The sequence below is a fragment of the Amycolatopsis sp. NPDC004368 genome (genome assembly GCF_053602515.1).
This window is the reverse complement of record NZ_JBSGDT010000052.1, coordinates 1-15,465: the sequence shown is the minus strand read 5'-3', so window position 1 is coordinate 15,465 and position 15,465 is coordinate 1. Positions and strand designations below refer to the sequence as shown.

The following is a 15,465-nucleotide window of genomic DNA, read 5'->3' as shown; positions in this document are numbered from 1 at the left end:
GCTGGCTGCAAATCGAAATAGGTGCTGCGCTCTGATTTACTTATTGATCCGACGTGCGCGATTCCATTCCACAATCGCATCTACGACAAGTCCGCCAAAAAGGCATCCTGATATGATTAGAAGCCAAGCAGCATCGGCGATAAATATGAACCCAAGCACGATTCCCACAATTGCAATGGGAAAGAGTATTAGCAAATATCGTCGCATTCAGCTCCTTACTGACATTAGAACAGCTCTCCGAGCAGGCCGCCGACCTTGCTCACACCCTTGAGTGCTCCACCTGCGAGGCCAAGTAGACCATCGTCTCGCACTTCTGAAGGCGAGCCGCCTCCCAGCTTCGACCCCAGTCCGGCACCGGCACTGGAGGTCAACGCCCCGACCACGCCGGCGGCGACCGCGCACGACAGGCCCGCGGTTGCAGGACAGCCAAGCACGGCCGCGGCGCCGATGGCGGTCCCGATTACGCCGCCAACAAATGCGCCCACGCTTGATGTAGTGCTTCCACCGGTGGGGTCGGCGTTGTTAATGGGGTCGTTGTTGGCGTAGGCGTAGTGGTTGGTTTCTTGGCCGGTGGGGTCGGGGGTGAGGAAGCGGCCCCAGCCGGGGAAGTACCAGCGGTAGCCGAGCAGCATTTCGCTGCCGTATTGGTATTGGCCGAGGTAGTGGAACGGGTTGTCCCCGGCGGAGGTGCCGGTGCTGGTGTTGCCGCCGTAGGGGTCGTAGCGGTAGCTGGCCGCCAGCGTCCCGGTGGTGGAGACGAGGGCGACGACGCTGCCTTGGTAGTCGGTGACCACGTTGTAGCGGCTGGCCGGGGCTTTTTCGGTGACGATGGTGCCCTTGGGGTCGCGGGTGATGCTGGTGCGGGCCCCGTTGTGCACGGCCTGGGTCAACCCGAGGGCGGTGGTGGTGAACTGATCCGTAATCGTGCCGGCCCCGGCGGTGTGGAACGTCAGGGTGCGGGGCTGGGTCTGGTCGAGGGTGTCGTAGGTGGCGGTGAAGCTGCTGCCCGCGGCATCGGTGGACGAGGTGTACTGGCCGGTGTCGTTGTAGTTGTAGGTCTCGGTCGGGTTCGTGGCGCCGGTCAGGTTGCCCGCGGTGTCGTAGCTGCGGGTGCGCCCGTCGTTGACCAGTTCATCGGCGGCGTTGTAGGTCAACGTGGTCGCGCCGAAGGTGGTGACATTGCCGGCGTTGTCGTAGCCGAAGCTGGTTCCGCCGGCGGTCTTGAGCCGTTGCAGGGTGTCGTAGGCGTAGTTCGTGGTGCCGGTGGCGTCGGTTTTGGATTGCATCTGGTCGGAGTCGACCCCGCCGGCCTTGGTGTAGCTGTAGGTGGTTTGCAGCAGCTGCGTACCGGCGCTGTTTTTGACGGTGAGGCTGGTCTGGCGGCCGGAGTTGTCGTAGCCGTTGGTCTGGCTGCCGGCGCCGGGCCAGGTGGTGCTGGTGCGGCGGTCGGCGTTGTCGTAGCCGAACGTCGTGGTCTGCCCGAACGGATCGGCCAGCGAGGTGAGCCGGTTGGCGGCGTCGTAGCCGTAGGTGGTGGTGCCACCCGGGTCGGTCATGGTCTTGAGGTTGGTCGCCGGGTCGTAGGTGTAGGACAACACCTCGTTCGGGGTGGTGCCGTCGCTGCGGGTGTCGGTGCGCAGCAGGCCGCCGGTGTCATAGGTGAACGTATGCACAGCGGTCGCCGTCTCGCGGCGGATGAGGCTGCCGTTGTTGTCGTAGGTGTTGGCCTCCAGCACGACACTGGTGCTGTGCTTGGTCACCGAGACCACGCGGTCGAGTTTGTCGTAGCCGTAGTCCAGCCGGACCCCGCGTCCGTCGGTGACGGAGGCGACCCGGGAGAGCGAGTCGTAGGTGTAGGTCGTGGGTCCGAGCGGGGTGGGCGGGGTGACGGTGGTGAGGTTGCCGACGTTGTCGTAGTCGTAGCTGGTGACGTGACCGTTGCCGTCGGTGCTGGTATCGACCAGACCCGAGGGTTGAAAGTAGGTCAGGGTCTGCAGGCCGGCGTTGAGGCCGTCGGAGTGGATGGTCTTGACGTTGCCGGCGTCGTCGTAGGTGCGGGAGATCTTGTCCCCGGCCGGATCGGTGACCGTGGTCGGCAGGTGCGGATGTGTGGCGTCGGTGTAACCGACAGACGTCTTCGCCCCGGTCGGCAGCTGGGTGCCGATGAGATTGTTGAGCGGGTCGTAGCTGTTGGTCGTCGAGTTGTTCAGGCCGTCAGCTGTGGTTTCCACGTCGCCGTTGGCGTTCCAGGTGGCCTTCTGCTCGTGTCCGAGCGCGTCCACCGCGCTGGTCTGGCGGCCCTGGGAGTCGTAGTGGTAGGTCGCCGAGTGCGAATTCGGGTCGGTTTCGGTGGTCTGTCCGCTGCCGTAGCCGAATGTCGTGTCCGCGGCGCCGGCCTGGCGGGGCACGCTGACCTTGCTCACGCGGTGGGAGGTGTCGTAGGTGAAGGTGTAGGTCTTGCCGTTCGGGTCCTGGATCGTGTTCAGGTCACCGGAGGGCCACCAGGTCAGGTGCATCGACGTGCCGGAGCGGTCGGTGAAGTCGGTCAGCTGACCGGTGGTGTTGTAGGTGTAGGTCGCCGCCGTCGTGCCGGTCGGGTCCGTGATCTTCGAGACCAGGCCGTTGGTGTAGGCGAAGCTCGTGACCCGGCCCTGAGAATCGGTGATCGAGGCGGTGGTGCCGTCGATGTTGTAGCGGGGCGTGACGGTGTTGCCGTTGCGGTCGGCCTGCGACAGCAGCCATCCGGCCGGGCTGAACGTCCAGCGCTCGTTGGAGCCGTTGAAGATCAGGCTGTACTTCCCGTCCGAGCCCTTCGACAGCGACGCGTGGGTTCCGGGCGCTTCGGTGTAGCTGCCGTCGGCCTGGTGGGTGAAGGTGGCGCAGTATCCGGAGTCGCCGTGCAGGACCACGTCGCTGCCGTTCAAGGTCAGCCCGATGTCCTGGCCGTGGCTGAGCGTCCAGCCGGCGCCGAAGCTGCCGGTGCCGGCGCGCTGGTTGTTGTAGACCTGCGACAGCGACAGGTTCTCGCCCGTGCCCTTGATCGTGAGCTGGCGCTGGGTGATGGTCAGGTTCCCGTCATGGGTGTTGACCAGCGCCTCCATCCGATCCGAGATCGGGAACCGCTCCAGCGGGTACTGCGGCAGCAGGCCGGTTTCGTTTGTCCCGCAGGACGACACCGCCGCCGTGGCGAAGCCGGGCTTGTAACCCGGGCGCCAGGCCGCGGTCGGCGGCTGCTCACCCGTGGGCGTGTGGTTCACCGTGACCGGCGGCGTCCACACCGTCGACGGCGGCGCCACCGTACGCGCCTCGGCGGACGCCACCTGCGGTACAGCGACCACCAGCGCCCCCAACGTCACAGCGGTAACGGCTAACGCAGATCTGTATCTCAACATTCTTCCCCTCGAACGAAGTGAGTGCAGCCTCAACCGCGCTCCCCGAACCCACCGGCATCCCCAGGCCAACGAGCACCCCCGAACCCCAGCCACGCGGCGAAGGGTCCATCGCCACCGAATGTTGCTTCGTGACAGCAACCACTCGATACGACCCGTATGCCCGGCTAGTCCCTACGCCTGACGTAGTCCAAATGCATCAGCGCGGTCACACGCATCCCCGGAGCGTTGAGCCGGATCGCGTGCCGCCGGCTTCACGCCGGCCACGGGGGACGCGCCGCTTGGACACGTCGTCCGAGTTGGCGTCGTTACCGGAAGTCCCGCGACGTCCCCGCGAGACTCTTCAGGTCGAGCGGGGTGACCTGATCGGCGACCAGGGACACGCTGCCCTGGCCGACTTGGGCGATGCCGCGCACGAGCAGCGCCGAGTTGTTGAGCCACGTGTGCCGGCATTTTCGCCAGAGCCCCACGGACACCACGACGTTGCACATGCCCGTCTCGTCCTCGAGGTTGAGGAAGGTGATGCCGCCGGAGGTGGCGGGGCGTTGTTTGTGGGTGACGGCGCCACCGACCTTGATCCGGGTCCCGTCGGCGACGTCGAGCAGCTGTCCGGTGGGGATGGCGCCGAGCCGGTCGAGGTGGCCGCGCAGGAATTGGACGGGGTGGCGGTCGGCGGTGATGCCGGTGGACCACAGGTCGGCGGAGGAGAGCTTGAACGCGGTCATGCCGGGCAGCGCCGGCGCGTCGTGGCCGAGGGCGAGGCCGGGCAGGTGCTCGGCGCGGGTGGTCGCGGCCGCGCTCGCGGCCCACAGCGCGGCCCGGCGGTCGGGGCCGAGGCCGGTGAACACCCCGGCAGTGGCCAGGGCTTCGACGACGGGCCGGTCCAGCTGCACGCGCTCGGTTAGGTTCCCGATCGAGGTGTAGGGGCCGGCGGTGTCGCGTTCGGCGACGATCTGCTCGGCAACGTCCTGCCCGACCTGGCGGATCCCGGCGAGCCCGAGCCGGATTGCCACCTTACCCCTGGGACTCCGGGTCCGGTTCGAGCGTGGCGTGCGGTAGGGACAGGTTGAGGTCCGGGGTATGGGCGTGCACCCCGTGTCGGCGGGCGTCGGCGACCTGGGACTGCGGGGAGTAGAAGCCCATCGGCTGCGCGCGCAGCAGCCCGGCGCAGAACGCCGCGGGGTAGTAGCGCTTGAACCAGGCGCTGGCGTAGACCAGCAGCGCGAAGGACATCGAGTGGGCTTCGGGGAAGCCGTATCCGGAGAAGGCGCGGATCTGTTCGAAGATCCGCGCCGCCAGTTCCGGCGGCACCCCGTTCGCGGCGGCACCCTCGAAAAAACGGCCGGCCAGGCGGCGCATCTTGGCGCTGGAGCGTTTGGCGCCCATGGCGCGGCGCAGCTGGTCGGCCTCGGCGGAGGTGAAAACGAGGCGACGTCGCGGGCCATCTGCATGACCTGCTCCTGAAACAGCGGCACCCCCAACGTCCGTTCCAGCGCCGGGGCGAGCAGCGGGTGCGCGTGTTCCCACTGTTCTTCGCCGCGGCGGCGGCGGATGTAGGGGTGGACCGAGCTGCCCTGGATCGGGCCCGGCCGGATCAGCGCGACCTCGACGACGAGGTCGTAAAACCGGCGCGGCCGCAGGCGGGGCAGGGTGGCGAGCTGGGCGCGGGACTCGACCTGGAACACCCCGACCGCGTCCGCCTCGCACAACATGTCGTAGACCTTCGGATCGGCCAGGTCGAGGTCATGCAGGCCGATGTGGACGTCGTGATGGGCCGCGACGAGGTCGATCATGTAGTGCAGCGCGGAGAGCATCCCGAGGTCGAGCAGGTCGAACTTCGTCAGGCCGATCGCGGCGCAGTCGTCCTTGTCCCACTGCAGTACCGACCGGTCGGCGGCGGTGGCCCACTCGACCGGCACGATCTCGGACACGGGCGTTTTGGCGATGACCATGCCGCCGGAGTGCACGCCGAGGTGGCGGGGCGTGTCTTCCAGCCACGCGGCGGCCTCGAGGACGTCGTCGGGGATCCCGTGGCCCTGCTCGCCCGCGGTGCCGGCCGACGCGACGCTGGACCAGCGGTCGACCGCCTTGCCGAACACATCCTGCTGGCCCGGCGAGTAGCCCAGGGCCTTGGCGGCGTCGCGCACGGCCGAGCGGGCCCGGTAATTGATCACGTTGGCGACCTGGGCGGCGTGGAAGCGGCCGTGGGTGGCGTAGACGTACTGGATCACTTCCTCGCGGCGGTCGGACTCGATGTCCACGTCGATGTCCGGCGGCCCGTCCCGCTCGGGCGCCAGGAAGCGCTCGTACAGCAGCCCCCTGCACGGGGTCGGCGTGGCAGATGAACAACGCGAAGCACACCGCCGATTTCGCCGCCGACCCGCGGCCTTGAGCCAGGATGTTGGCCTCGCGGCAGAACCGCACGATGTCCCACACCACAGGAAGTAACCGGGGAACCCGAGCTGCTCGATCACGGCCAGTTCGTGGTCGAGCTGGGCGTATGCCTTCGGGTTCTCCGCGCGCGTCCCGTAGCGCATCCGGGCGCCCTCGTAGGTGAGGTGGCGCAGGTAGGCGGTCTCGTCGGCGAACCCATCCGGCACCGGGAACGGCGGCAGCTTCGGCGCGACCAGCGCGAGGTCGAACGCCACCTCCGTGCCCAACAGCGCCGCCCGCTGCACCGCGCCCGGGTAGCGGGCGAAGATCTGGTGCTGCTCGGCGCCGCCGCGCAGGAACGCGGTGCCGGCCACCGGGAGCCAGCCCTCGAGCTCGTCCACCGAGCGGCGCGCCCGCACCGCCGCCGCCGCGGCGTGCCGCTCCTGCTCCGGGCGGGCGAAGTGGACATTGTTCGACACCCACCGTCGGCAACGACAGCTCGTCCGCCATCGCGGCCAGCAGGTCGTTGTGCACCGAATCCAGCGGCTGGCCGTGGTCGATCAGCTCCACCGCCACGTGCTCCCGCCCGAAGTGGCCGACCAGTTTCCGCAGCTCGACCGCGGCTACCGCCGCGCCTTTGCGGCAGCCGGTCAGCACCAGCACGTGCCCGCGCAGCTCCTCCACCACCTCCTCAATGTCGTAAACCGGGCGGCCCTTCTCCCCACCGGCCAGCTGCGCGTGAGAGATCACCTTGCACAGCCGCTGGTAGCCGGTGCGGCCGCGGGCCAGAGCAAGCAGGTGCGTGCCGACCGGATCCGCCGTGCCGCCCTGCGGCTCGGGCAGGCCGAGGGAGAGCTCGGCGCCGTGCCCGGTGCGGATGCCGAGGTCCCGTCCGGCCTCGGCGAAACGGACCGCGCCGGACATGCCGTCGTGGTCGGTCAGCACGACGGCGTCCAGGTCCAGCCGCACCGCCTCCTCCACCAGCGCCTCCGGGGAGGAGACCCCGTCGAGGAAGGAGCAGTACGAGTGCGTGTGCAGCTCGGCGTACGGGACGCGAGCGGCATCAACTTCCCGGCAGGTCGGCGCAGCAGACCCGACGGCGGGCGATAGCCGTCGCGCTTGCGCGACCACGCCGGCGAGTCCCCGCCATCACCGTGCACCGGCGGCGCGGCCCGGCCCGAGGCCAGGCGCTCGATCTCCCGCCACGGCACCGCAGGGTTGTTGAACGCGGCCATGCACAGCTCCCCGCACTTCGTCACCAGGGGGAAGCCGGCAGGCATCTCTCATCGAACACGTGTTCTAGAGTGCGCCTCTGACGTGCACTGATCGCAACATGCTCGTCGTCACCGTGCCTGTGAGCGTGAGTTGTCACGTGTGAGCGCTATCTGTCACCAAGATCGTTGTGGATGCCGGCGACCGCCACACTGGTCAGGGTCGCGCTGACACGCCTGGAGCCGATTCAGATCCCTTGATCCGTTCGACGAGCTCGTCGCGGTACTCCCGCACCGCCTGAAACTCCGGTTCGTCGCCGGTCGCCCGCTTCAACGCGCCTTCCAGGATCTTCAGCCCCTGGCGTTCGTCGCCGCGGGCATCCGCCTGCCGCGTGGCGTTCTCCATGGCTTTGGCGAGCTTGGTCTGCGCCTCGGGTTCCTTGGCGGCCTGGTGGATCCGGATCCAGTTGCCGCCCGGATCGACGACGGTGAACCCGGTGTACCGGTCGTTGCGCAGCCGCGGCCGAGTCATGCGCGGGATGCCGGAGAGGAGCAGCTTTCCGTGCACGGACCGCATCCCCGCCGCGAACGCCTCGAACAGCTCGCTGGTGTCCGCAACGATGACCAGGCACGTGCTGTACGACTGCGCCGGGTCGTAGTCGTCCATCCCGAAGAAGTGAAGGTTGAGGTCTTCCCGTCGCACCGCGATGTGCGGGTTCGGCCGCGTCTGCCGATAGGTGATCTCGAAGCCGAGCATCTCGTAGAACGACGCGATCTCGTCGATGGAGGGACAGGGCAGGAGCGGAATGGTCAGTTCGTTCGCCATCGCTCGAAGCTAAGCTCGGACCCGCTGAAACGACACCGAGCTATTTGCTGGTGCGAATGACAGTGCAGCTCCGCCCGGCAACAACGGAGTCTGGGCCGAGCCACGACGTCGCGGGGCGCAGTGAACCAGACGGGGGCTGCCGACGCCGGCGAGCTTGTCCGAGGCGGACGCACCGGGCGGTTGCGCGCGCAACGCCCACCACCAAGGCGCTGTCCGATATGCGCGCGTTGGCGGTTGTACAGCGGCCGTCGTGCATCGACTGCCGGGGTGAAGCACATATTCAAGGGTGCGTTATTCGAGCCGTACTGATCATCCGTTCGGCTTAGCGAGCATCTCGGGTTAGCGGCGTCACTGGGCGCCACAGCAGCGCCGGCCCAGCCTTGGCCGGGGGCATGAGAGCTGGCAGCAGAACGGCCACTGGCACTCCTTGACGGCTACATCGCCAGGAGGACGCGGCCGAATGGGCCGCCCTCCGCGAGGTGGCGTTGTGCCTGCGCGGCTTGCTCGAGCGGGAACACGCGGTCGACCAGGGGTGTGATCTCCTTGCGGGCGAGCAGATCGAGCAGGCGCGTGTTCGCGGCGTTGATCTGTTCCGGGGTGAACAGGGCGAACCGGAAGCCGTGGATGTGGGCGTTCTTCCAGATGAGGTCGGTGACGTCGATTTCGGCGCGGGTGCTCGCCGCGTACCCGATGCTGACCAGCGTGCCGTCCACGGCCAGCGCGCCCAGCGCCGCACCGGTCACCGCCCCGCCGATGCCGTCGAGGACGACGTCGACGCCGTTGCCGCCGGTGAGGCGGTGCACGCCGTCGCGCAGGGATTCGGTGGACAGGTCGATCACCTCGAACCCGAGCGCGCGGCCGCGCTCGGCCTTCGCGGTGCTGGTGGCGGTGGTGATCGCTGCGCTCGCGCCGAGGACCCGGGCGACGTCCACGCCGCCCTGGCCGACTCCGCCGCCGACGCCGGGTGCGAGCACGGACTGCCCGGGGCGGAACCCGGCGAGCTCGGTGAGCGCCAGGTGGGCGGTGAGGTGTCCGGTCGCGGCGGTGAGCGCGGCCGCGGCGGTGTCGTCGACACCGTCCGGTACGGCCACGACGTGCCGCGGGTCGACGGCGATGTACTCGGCCCACGCGCCGTCGGCGCCCACGCCGTACCGGCCGCCGCTGAGGATGACCCGGGTGCCGGCCGGGAGCCCGCTCGCGCCCGGCTCGGTGAGGACGCCGACGCCGAACCCGCCGGGGCGGATCGGCAGCGGTTTGACGGCCGCCGCGGGGAGCTTGCCGCTGCGCATGGTGTCGTCCAGCGGGTTCACGCCGGCGAAGGTGAGCCGCACGAGGGCTTGGCCTTCGGCAGGCGCCGGGACGGGGACGTCGACGGCCCGGAGGACGTCGTAGCTGCCGAACTGGTCGTACTGGATCGCTCGCATGGTGACGTTCTCCGAAATAGGTGTGCTTCGGTCAGTTGTTTTCGGTGCGCTGTCGGGCGCGGTAGGCGCGCAGGTTGGCCGGGTTGCCGCAGACGCGCACGTCGTGCCAGGTGCCGCTGTTGTTGCGTGAGCGGTCGAAGAATGCTGCTTCGCACCGGGGGTTGCGGCAGGTCTTGAGGCGGCGCCACGTGTCGGTGGACTGCGCCTGGGCGATTGCGACCAGCGCGACCGCCGCCAGTGCCCGCCAGCCGGAGCCGCGGGGTTCCGGCCGGACCAGGCCGTCCGGGCCGAGGCGGAGCACCACTCCGGCCTGGTGTTCCGGTGCGCGTGTACCGGATCCGGCGACCCGCGCGTGGAGATCGACGCGAAGGTCGCGAAGCGGGTCGAGGTCGGCTTCGCCGAGAACGACGGCGGGGACGTCCTGACCGGTTTCCCCGGTCCAGGCCGCGAGCGCGCCGTCGGCCCATTCCTGCGCCGAGGTCACCTCGGCGAGCAGGTCCGGCTGCCGCGGCCGGCCGACGGACCGGGTGTTGAGCAGGTCATGGACGAACCCCAGCGCGCCTGGGGCAGGCAAGAGGCCGTAGCGGGCGGTCGCGAGCCAAGTCATGAAAGAAGCATGACTCATTAGCCTATTTCTCGCTGTGGCCTGTGGTCGAGGTCACCGTCTCGGTCAGGCGGGCCGGGCCCCGCCCTCGATGAGCGCCTTCGCCAGCTTTTCGGCGTCTTCGAACGGCCCCATGTCGTTGAGCGAGGTGGCCAGCGCCCTGGCGCCCTCGAACAGCACGGCGAGCTGTCGGCCCAGGACTTCGGGCCGGGCGCGCCCGCTTCGGCGGCGGTTTCGACCAGCCGCGCGGCGAACTCCCGCTTGTGCCGCTCGACCGCCGCCGAGGCCTCCGGCAGTGTCCCAGCCGATTCCACGGCGGCGTTGTGCATCAGGCAGCCGCGCACCACTTCTTTGTCGGACGAGAGCCAGACGACGGCGTCGGCGATTTCGGTGGCTTGGGCGATCCGGCCGGCCGGGTGCGCCGCGAGGAGCGACTTCATCGGCTCGGCCGCCGGGTCCATGGTTGCGATCATCGGCGTTTCGACGAGCCCGGGGCACAGCGCGTTGAACCCGGATGCCCAGCGGCGCGACTTCGAGCGCCGAGCTTTTGGTCATGCTGATCTCCGCGGCCTTCGTCGCGGTGTAGCCGGAGAAGCCGGCTACGCCGACCAGGCCCGCTCCGGAGGACATGTTCACCACCGAGCCGAAGCCCTGCGCCGCCATCTGCTTCATCGACAGGAAGACACCGCGGATGTTGATCGCGATCATCGTGTCCAGCATGTCGGTCGGGTAGTCGGCGGTGAGGTGGTACTCCCGTTGTTCACGGCGATGTCCAGCCGGCCGGTGTCCGCGATCGCGGCCGCGACCGCCGCCTCGACGGCGGACGCGTCTCCCGGGTACGACCGGCGACGGTCACCACCGTGCCTTCGGCGGCCAGTGCGAGCGCGGTCGCGCGAACCGCCACCGGTGACGAGGGCTGTCCTGCCCGCGAATTGTGCTGCCATCTCGGCCCTTTCCCCACGGGAACGGCGGTCAGTAACGGGTCTCGTCGGCGCGGAGCAACGGGGACACCGTCGATGGGCGGCCGTCGACCGTGGCTCCGGCGAACTGCAGGGTCGGTGCCAGCACCGCGTTGTTTTCGGCGGGGAAGTTCAGCTTCGGAGCCGACACCTCGTCCAGCGCCGCGCGGTGGGTTTCGCTCAGCGTGACTGCCAAGGCGCCGAGGTTCGTCTCGAACTGGTCTAGCCGGCGCGCACCGATCACGACGGAGCTGACCCCGGGCCGCCCCAGCGCCCAGGCCAGCGCGACCTGCGCGGCCGGGGCACCGGCTTCCGCGGCCACGGCGTTGAGCGCGTCGATCACGACCAGCTCGGCATCGTCGGGCATCGCCCCCCGGGTGGTGTCGACGTCGGCCTTGGTGGCGCTCGAGTACTTGCCGGACAGGAACCCACCCCGCAGCGGTGACCACGGCAGCACGCCCATGCCCATCGCCTGGGCCATCGGGATCAGCTCACCCTCCGAGGTCCGCTCCAGCAGGGAATACTCCAGCTGCAAGGCGATCACCGGAACCCATCCACGCAACCGCGCGATCGTGGCCGCTTCGGCGGTGGCCCAGGCCGGGACGTCCGAGAACCCGACGTAACGGACCTTGCCCGCGCTGACGAGGTCGTCGAGCGTGCGTAGGGTTTCCTCGACCGGCGTGGCGGGGTCGAAGTTGTGCAGCCAGTACAGGTCGACGTAGTCCGTGCGGAGGCGCCGCAACGAGTTTTCGAGCTGTTGCACAATCGCCTTGCGGCTGGGTCCGCCGCCGTTCGGGTCGTTCTCGTAGAGGTTGCCGAAGAATTTGGTGGCGAGCACGAGCCGATCACGCAGCCCCGGCCGCTCGGCGAGAAATTCTCCGATGATGTGTTCGGCGTGGCCGTTGCTGTAGAGGTTCGCGGTGTCGATCGAGTTGCCGCCACGGTCCACATAGGCCTCGAGGATCTTCTTCGACTCTTCGGAACTCGCGCCCCAGCCCCAATCTTCCCCGAACGTCATCGTGCCGAGGGTGAACGGGCTGACCCGCAGACCGGATCGGCCGAGCGTGATGTAGTCGTCGAGAGACACTGCAGACCTCCGCGTTGCAAGACGGTGAGACACCGGCGAGGCCATCTCGCTGCACCGCCAGTGAACCCCCGCCGATGTCGATCACCTAGATCGATGCGCCCGACTTGATGCACGATCCGCTCAAGTTCTGCCCGATAGTGGGGATGGACCGGTGAGCGGCGGCTGTGCTTCACTCGAACGGTGAGCCACCTCGCGGAGCTCGGGCGCCGCATCACGCGGCTGGCGGGCGACGACTTGCGTCCGGCCTGGTACGGCGACGTGCTGGTGTTCGCCGCCGCGACCGTCACCGAACCGATGAGCTCGGTGACCGAACCGATGCTCGTCCTCGTCGTGCAGGGGGCGAAGCGGTCGGCTCTCGGCGATCGCGTCTTCGAACACCACCCCGGCCAGGCTGCGGTCTTCACCGTCGACCTGCCGCTGATCTCCCAGATCATCGACGCAAGCCCGCGCAAGCCGTTCCTCACGCTCGGCCTGCGCCTGCGGCCCGCGACGATCGCGCAGCTGCTCCTCGACGGCGGACCCGTGACGGCAGGCCCGCACGACGGGCCGGGGATGGCGATCAGCGACGCCGACGACGAGCTGCTCGACTCGCTGGTCCGGCTCCTACGGCTGTTCGACGACCCTCGCGACCTCAAGGTCCTGGGTGCCGGCGTGCGGCGCGAAATCCACTGGCGGCTGCTGAACGGTCCGCACGCCGCGCTGATGAGGCAGGCCGGCCTGGCCGACAGCCGTCTCGCGCTCGTCGCGCGCGCCATCGAATGGGTGCGAGCGCGCTACGACCGCGTGATCCACATCGACGACCTCGCTGCCGACATCGGCACCAGCACCTCGTCCCTCAACCGGCACTTCCGCGCGGTTACCGCGATGAGCCCGCTCCAGTACCAGAAGCACCTCCGGCTGCAGAAGGCCCGGATGGAGCTCATCGCGGCGCCGCACGACGTCGCGGCGATCGGCCACGCGGTCGGTTACGACAGTTCGTCGCAGTTCAGTCGGGAGTACCGGCGGATGTTCGGCGCCCCACCGGGACAGGACGCACTCCGCCTCCAGTCAGCGGCGATCGTCCGCGAATAGCGGAGTCAGCAGGTGCCGCACGAACCAGTCACGCGCCGCCCGCGAGGCCACGGCGAAGCCCTGACCCGTGTAGGCGTCGAAATGACCACCCGGCAGGAAGACGATGTCCTTCGGTTCCGCCGCGCTGGAGTAGGCGACGGCCGCGAGGTTGCCACCGGTCAGGCCGTCTTCGCTGCCGACGATCATCAACAGGGGCGTCGGCGTGACCTCCGGCAGGTACTTCGCCGGCTCGTAGCAGTAGTAATTGTCCAGGCTGCGCAGGGTGACCTCGTTGGGCCAGCTCGGATCGAGCTCAGTCTGCACATGGGTGAACCACTCGTGGGAATCCCGCGTCGGCAGGCCGACCAGCCGGCCGGGGTCGGTCCCGACGACCGGGATGGTCGCGGCGGCCTCACCGCGTGCCCGGGCCCGACGGTCGGCAGTGAACGGGTCTGGGCCCACGACCTGGTTGTCCACCCGCGCCAGGTTCGCGTAGGTCGCGCGGCCGCTGACGAACGGCGCCTGCGTGACCACGGCCTTCACCCGCCGGTCCATCGCCGCGACGACGTAGGCGTGCGCACCCGAGAAACTCGTCCCCCACACACCGACGCGGTCGGGGTCCACCTCGGACCGGTTCTGTGCGTAGGTGATGGCGTGCCGGTAGTCGCCGACCTGAACCCACGGATCGATCTCGTGCCGCGGCTGTCCCGGTGCCACTTCGGAATCGCCCCAGCCTCGGTTGTCGTACACCAGCACGGCCAGCCCGGCCGCGGCGAACACCTCCGCGAACCGGTCGAGGTACATCCGCCTCGTCGAACTCCAGCCGTGCGCCATCACGACACACGGCGCCGGTCCGCCGGCCCCCTCGGCCTCGTAGAACCAGCCTCGCAGCAACGCCCCTTCGGCATCGAACTCAATGTCGTGACGCATCATTCCTCCTCGAGAACCGGACGGCGGATCTGCTTGCCGACAAAATCGGCCACGTCGTCGATCTCCCGACCGCGGACGTCGTGACCCAGTCCGGGATAGACGTGAACCTCGGCGGTGGCGTGGCGCGCGAGCCACCGTTCGGTTCGCATGAGCGCGCCGGCCGGGATGACCCGGTCTTCGCGCCCGCGTCCCCAGTAGACGGGTGGTCGCGTGACGCTCAGCGCCGCGTCGCCGGGCTGCTCGTCCCGCACGACGAACCCGGCCAGGTTCACGCAGTAGGCGAACCGGTGCGGCGCCAACCGCATGAGCTGGTGCGCCATCGCCGCACCTTGCGAAAAGCCGAGCAGCCCGATCGACGGCGCCTCGACGATCTCCAGCCACGACAGCACGTCCAGCGCCGCCGCGTTCGCCACCTGCGGCCGCGGATCACCGATCGGGTTGCCCGCGCTGGGAAACCACGCATAGCCACCGGCTTCGGGGATCCGCGCCCGCACCGAGGCGACCACGACCTCGTCCGGCAAGTGCGGCGTGATCAGCTGGTGCAAGTGTGTTTCGTCGTAACTCCAGCCGTGCAGCATCACCAGCAGCGGCCGCGCCCCGCGGGCACGCTCCTCTTTGGACCACAGCACCGCCCCGCGGTCCATTCCCGGTTTCCCGTTCATTCTGCGGCAAGCTCGGTCAGCGGGTCGGTGTGCACGGGTGTCCAGCTCAGCTCGCGTTGTGCTTTGGCCGAGGTGAGGCGCTGGTCGAGGGCGAACGCGTCGGCGATCGGGCCCATCTGCTCGCGGGCCTCGTCCGGGGAGAGGGAGACGGTCTTCCCGCCAAGCCCGGCGGCGTGGGCGCACGCCTCGGCGACCTCCTTGGCCGTCGGGTTGACCCCGCCCACGCCGAGGTACACCGAACCCGCCGGAGCCGACAGCGCCGCCACGTACAGCCGGGCGAGGTCGTCGAGGTGGATCAGCGCCCAGTGGTTACCGCCGTCGCCGAGGTACGGGATCGCGCCGCTTCGCTTGCCCGGCTGGACGAAGAAGATGTCGATCAGGCGGTTGTCGCCGCCGTAGAGCAGTCCCGGCTGGACGACGACCGGCCGCCCGCCGTCGGCGACCCGAGCCAGCACCGCGTCTTCGACCGCCCGCCGCCAGGCCACGATGGCAGGCGGGTTCCACGGCGCGGTCTCGTCCTGGACCCCGTCAGTGTCGCCGTAGACCCAGCTGCCGCCGGTGTGCACGTAGGTGCCGCCGCCGACGCCGTCCTGCATCGCGGTGGCGGCCGCCAGGTCCTCCTCGCCGCTGGTGGCCTGCGCGAGGTGGATCACGGCTTCCGCCCGCGCTGCGGCGTGGTTGAGCACGTCGAGGTCGGTCAGGCCGCCGCGGACCGCGCTCGCGCCGGCGGCCGCCACTGTCGCCTCGGCTCGGTCGCTGCGGGCGAGCGCCTCGACGGTGTGCCCGGCCCGCACCAGTTCGCCGATCGTCGCCCGGCCGATGTAACCCGAACCACCGGTGAGGAAGACCTTCATCACTGTCCTACCTTTCGAGTACGGGTTTGATCTGGTCGTTCGTAGGATCGGAGGACCCGGGGGTTTCGGGTATGGCTGTCATGACTGAGCCGTCGG

Annotated in this window: 10 protein-coding genes and 2 pseudogenes; 1 reads left to right on the top strand and 11 read right to left on the bottom strand. The window is 69.1% G+C overall.

From position 1 onward, the window contains the following. Positions 1-224 precede the first annotated feature (224 nt). From ACWEOE_RS39300 to ACWEOE_RS39265, 8 genes and pseudogenes are all read right to left on the bottom strand, one after another. Entirely contained in the window at positions 225-3,338 is a 3,114-nt protein-coding gene (locus ACWEOE_RS39300; protein WP_452018458.1) for an RHS repeat-associated core domain-containing protein, read from the bottom strand. Between the two features lie 359 nt (positions 3,339-3,697). Next, positions 3,698-6,997 (bottom strand): annotated as a pseudogene (locus tag ACWEOE_RS39295) (error-prone DNA polymerase). 193 nt (positions 6,998-7,190) lie between these two features. Continuing rightward, entirely contained in the window at positions 7,191-7,799 is a 609-nt protein-coding gene (locus ACWEOE_RS39290) for a hypothetical protein (protein ID WP_452018456.1), read from the bottom strand. 434 nt (positions 7,800-8,233) lie between these two features. After that, positions 8,234-9,223, bottom strand: coding sequence for a quinone oxidoreductase family protein (locus ACWEOE_RS39285; RefSeq protein ID WP_452018454.1), 990 nt, complete (start codon positions 9,221-9,223; stop codon positions 8,234-8,236). Between the two features lie 31 nt (positions 9,224-9,254). Next, positions 9,255-9,830 carry a CGNR zinc finger domain-containing protein gene (locus ACWEOE_RS39280; RefSeq protein WP_452018452.1) on the bottom strand — a complete coding sequence of 192 codons (576 nt, stop codon included), beginning with the start codon at positions 9,828-9,830 and terminating at the stop codon, positions 9,255-9,257. Between the two features lie 17 nt (positions 9,831-9,847). Next, on the bottom strand, positions 9,848-10,288 hold the full coding sequence (locus ACWEOE_RS39275; protein ID WP_452018450.1) for a hypothetical protein: 441 nt from the start codon (positions 10,286-10,288) through the stop codon (positions 9,848-9,850). 43 nt (positions 10,289-10,331) lie between these two features. Further along, a pseudogene (locus tag ACWEOE_RS39270) lies at positions 10,332-10,556 on the bottom strand (SDR family NAD(P)-dependent oxidoreductase); the annotation flags it as partial. A 243-nt stretch (positions 10,557-10,799) separates the two neighbouring features. Then, a complete protein-coding gene (locus tag ACWEOE_RS39265; RefSeq protein ID WP_452018448.1) occupies positions 10,800-11,873 on the bottom strand; it encodes an aldo/keto reductase in 1,074 nt (357 codons plus the stop codon). Between the two features lie 180 nt (positions 11,874-12,053). On the opposite strand from ACWEOE_RS39265, the gene ACWEOE_RS39260 reads away from it, so the two are divergent. Then, complete coding sequence (locus ACWEOE_RS39260; protein WP_452018446.1) at positions 12,054-12,944, top strand: AraC family transcriptional regulator; 891 nt, start codon at positions 12,054-12,056, stop codon at positions 12,942-12,944. Here the strand turns inward: ACWEOE_RS39260 and ACWEOE_RS39255 are convergent. The 3 genes from ACWEOE_RS39255 to ACWEOE_RS39245 are packed head-to-tail and all read right to left on the bottom strand — an operon-like array spanning position 12,921 to position 15,369. Continuing rightward, positions 12,921-13,853 carry an alpha/beta hydrolase gene (locus ACWEOE_RS39255; RefSeq protein WP_452018444.1) on the bottom strand — a complete coding sequence of 311 codons (933 nt, stop codon included), beginning with the start codon at positions 13,851-13,853 and terminating at the stop codon, positions 12,921-12,923. The genes ACWEOE_RS39260 and ACWEOE_RS39255 overlap by 24 nt on opposite strands. Then, positions 13,853-14,515, bottom strand: coding sequence for an alpha/beta hydrolase (locus tag ACWEOE_RS39250; RefSeq protein ID WP_452018442.1), 663 nt, complete (start codon positions 14,513-14,515; stop codon positions 13,853-13,855). Before ACWEOE_RS39250 ends, ACWEOE_RS39255 begins: the two co-directional genes overlap by 1 nt. Beyond that, entirely contained in the window at positions 14,512-15,369 is an 858-nt protein-coding gene (locus tag ACWEOE_RS39245) for an NAD-dependent epimerase/dehydratase family protein (protein WP_452018440.1), read from the bottom strand. The genes ACWEOE_RS39250 and ACWEOE_RS39245 overlap by 4 nt, the downstream gene beginning before the upstream one ends. Positions 15,370-15,465 lie beyond the last annotated feature (96 nt).

Coding starts and splice junctions, on each gene's coding strand:
- ACWEOE_RS39280 (WP_452018452.1), bottom strand. CDS start 9,830: ATGACTTGGCTCGCGACCGCCCGCTACGGCCTCTTGCCTGCCCCAGGC.
- ACWEOE_RS39285 (WP_452018454.1), bottom strand. CDS start 9,223: ATGCGAGCGATCCAGTACGACCAGTTCGGCAGCTACGACGTCCTCCGG.
- ACWEOE_RS39290 (WP_452018456.1), bottom strand. CDS start 7,799: ATGGCGAACGAACTGACCATTCCGCTCCTGCCCTGTCCCTCCATCGAC.
- ACWEOE_RS39250 (WP_452018442.1), bottom strand. CDS start 14,515: ATGAACGGGAAACCGGGAATGGACCGCGGGGCGGTGCTGTGGTCCAAA.
- ACWEOE_RS39255 (WP_452018444.1), bottom strand. CDS start 13,853: ATGCGTCACGACATTGAGTTCGATGCCGAAGGGGCGTTGCTGCGAGGC.
- ACWEOE_RS39275 (WP_452018450.1), bottom strand. CDS start 10,288: ATGGACCCGGCGGCCGAGCCGATGAAGTCGCTCCTCGCGGCGCACCCG.
- ACWEOE_RS39245 (WP_452018440.1), bottom strand. CDS start 15,369: ATGAAGGTCTTCCTCACCGGTGGTTCGGGTTACATCGGCCGGGCGACG.